The 2,471-nt window shown below is 65.1% G+C and carries 3 protein-coding genes and 2 tRNA genes; 3 read left to right on the forward strand and 2 right to left on the reverse strand.

The window, feature by feature from the left end; genetic code table 11:
- Position 1: 1 nt before the first annotated feature.
- Both WAO18_RS03845 and WAO18_RS03850 read right to left on the reverse strand, forming a co-directional pair.
- A tRNA-Arg gene (locus WAO18_RS03845) sits at positions 2–74 on the reverse strand.
- Between the two features lie 72 nt (positions 75–146).
- A tRNA-Ser gene (locus WAO18_RS03850) sits at positions 147–238 on the reverse strand.
- Between the two features lie 98 nt (positions 239–336).
- On the opposite strand from WAO18_RS03850, the gene hisC reads away from it, so the two are divergent.
- The 3 genes from hisC to WAO18_RS03865 form a co-directional block, all read left to right on the forward strand.
- Positions 337–1,410, forward strand: a complete 1,074-nt coding sequence (hisC, locus tag WAO18_RS03855; protein ID WP_422204037.1) for a histidinol-phosphate transaminase — start codon at positions 337–339, stop codon at positions 1,408–1,410.
- 11 nt (positions 1,411–1,421) lie between these two features.
- Positions 1,422–1,889 (forward strand): DUF4334 domain-containing protein, encoded by a 468-nt coding sequence (locus tag WAO18_RS03860; protein ID WP_422204039.1) that lies wholly within the window; start codon positions 1,422–1,424, stop codon positions 1,887–1,889.
- A 32-nt stretch (positions 1,890–1,921) separates the two neighbouring features.
- A partial coding sequence (locus WAO18_RS03865) for an enoyl-CoA hydratase-related protein (protein ID WP_422204040.1) occupies positions 1,922–2,471 on the forward strand: 550 nt, incomplete at its 3' end.

Below are 2,471 nucleotides of genomic sequence, written 5' to 3' on the forward strand. Positions count from 1 at the left end.
GCGCGCCCGAAGGGATTCGAACCCCCAACCTTCTGATCCGTAGTCAGATGCTCTATCCGTTGAGCTACGGGCGCCTGTGTTCAGTTATCTCATATTGTGTGGCGACCCGCTGCGCCCGGCTTCGCCGCGCTTGCGATCACCACGGGTGGCGGAGGCGAGAGGATTTGAACCTCCGGTCCCCGGTAAGGGGGACAACTCATTAGCAGTGAGTCCCATTCGGCCGCTCTGGCACGCCTCCTTGAACTTTCTGAGGGTACCGGACCGCCATCAAGCTCAGCAGGGCTGCCGGAACCACCGCGGAGCACAGCGTACACAGACCGGACATATGCTGTCGAAATGACCGCGCGCCTGCGTCCCGAAATGGCCGAGCTGCCGGTCTACGTACCCGGCAAGACCGTCCCGGGCGCGATCAAATTGGCCAGCAACGAGACCGTGCACGGCCCGTTGCCCAGCGTCCGCGCGGCGATCGAGCGGGCCACCGACGGCATCAACCGGTACCCGGACAACAGCTGCGCCGAGCTCAAGTCAGCCTTGGCCAAGCACCTGAACTCCGGCCGGGTCGGCAGTGCCGGTGGCTGGGGGCCAGAGCACATCGCCGTCGGTTGCGGATCGGTGAGCCTGTGTCAGCAGCTCATCCAGATCAGCGCCACGGCCGGCGACGAGGTGCTGTTCGGCTGGCGCAGCTTCGAGATCTACCCACTGCAGGTCCGGCTGGCTGGCGCCACCGCCGTCCAAATCCCGCTCACCGAGCACACTTTCGACCTGACGGCGATGCTCGCCGCTGTCGCCGACCGCACGCGGCTGATCTTCGTCTGCAACCCCAACAACCCCACCTCCACGGTGGTCGATCCGGATGCTCTGGCCCGGTTCATCGAGGCGGTGCCGTCGCACATCCTGATCGCTATCGATGAGGCCTACGTCGAATACATTCGCGACGGCCTGGTGCCGGACAGCCTCGGTTTGGTGCGCGACCACAGCAATGTCGTTGTGCTGCGGACGTTTTCGAAGGCTTACGGGCTGGCCGGCTTGCGGGTCGGCTACGCGACGGCCCAGCCGGAGTTGATCACCGCCATGGACAAGGCCTACGTGCCGTTCACGCTGACGAGCATCTCGCAGGCTGCCGCCATCGCCTCGCTCGACGCCGCCGACGAGTTGCTCGCCCGTACCGACGTGGTGGTCGCCGAACGCGGGCGAGTGAGCGAGGCGCTGCGCGCGGCCGGATTCGACCTGCCGTCGTCACAGGCGAATTTCGTCTGGTTGCCGCTGCGGGAGCGCACCATGGACTTCGTGGAACAGGCCGCCGAATCGCGCGTCGTCGTCCGCCCCTACGGCAGCGACGGCGTCCGGGTGACCATCGGGGCGCCGGAGGAAAACGATGCCCTGCTGAAATTCGCTGCTAATTGGATCTAAGGAGCAACGCGATGAGCGACGAACTGGCCCGCAAGAAGTTCACCGAGTTCAAGGAAAGAACCGACGCAATCGACGACGCCGAACTCGACGACTACTGGGCCAACCTGCCGCCGGCCACCGTCGACGGCATGCTCGGCGAGTGGAAAGGCGGCGAGTTCGTCACCGGCCACCGGATGAACGGTCAACTCGAAAAGTCGCGCTGGTTCGGAAAGACATTCAACTCACCCGGCGACGTGCAGCCGCTGGTCTGTCTTGACGACGACGGAAACCGGTTCTCCAACGTCAAGATGGGCAAGGGCGAAGCCAGCCTGTGGCTGGAGGAATTTCGCGGCGAAGTCACCGCCACGATGGTCTACGACGGCCAGCCGGTTCACGATCACTTCAAGCGCGTCGACGATGACACCGTGGTGGGCATCATGAACGGCAAGGGCGTCGTCGACAATGGCCGGTACTTCTACTTCTACCTGGAGCGCGTCTGAGCCCCAAGCCTGTATCGCGGTAGATTCTGCCCATGGGCCAGCCATACGAATCCGTCCTCATCGACACCAAAGACCACGTCGCGCAGGTGACGCTGATCGGACCGGGCAAGGGCAACGCGATGGGGCCGGCCTTCTGGTCTGAGCTCCCGGAAGTGTTCTCCTCGTTGGATGCTGACCCGAATATTCGGGCCATCGTCCTCACCGGCTCCGGTCGCAATTTCAGCTACGGCCTCGACCTTCCCGCGATGGGCGGGACGCTGGCGCCGGTTCTTGCCGAGGGCGCAATGGCCGGCCCACGCACCGACTTCCACACCGAGGTGCTGCGGATGCAGAACACGATCAGCGCCGTCGCCGACTGCCGAACCCCAACGATCGCGGCGATCCACGGCTGGTGCGTCGGCGGTGGCGTCGACCTGATCTCTGCGGTCGACATTCGCTACGCGAGCGCCGACGCGAAGTTCTCCGTGCGCGAGGTCAAGCTGGCGATCGTCGCCGACGTCGGCAGCTTGGCCCGCCTGCCGCTGATCCTGTCCGACGGGCACCTGCGCGAACTCGCGCTGACCGGCAAGGACATCGACGCGG

Origin of the sequence: Mycobacterium sp. (genome assembly GCF_049278535.1) — a bacterium.
Classification (GTDB): domain Bacteria; phylum Actinomycetota; class Actinomycetes; order Mycobacteriales; family Mycobacteriaceae; genus Mycobacterium.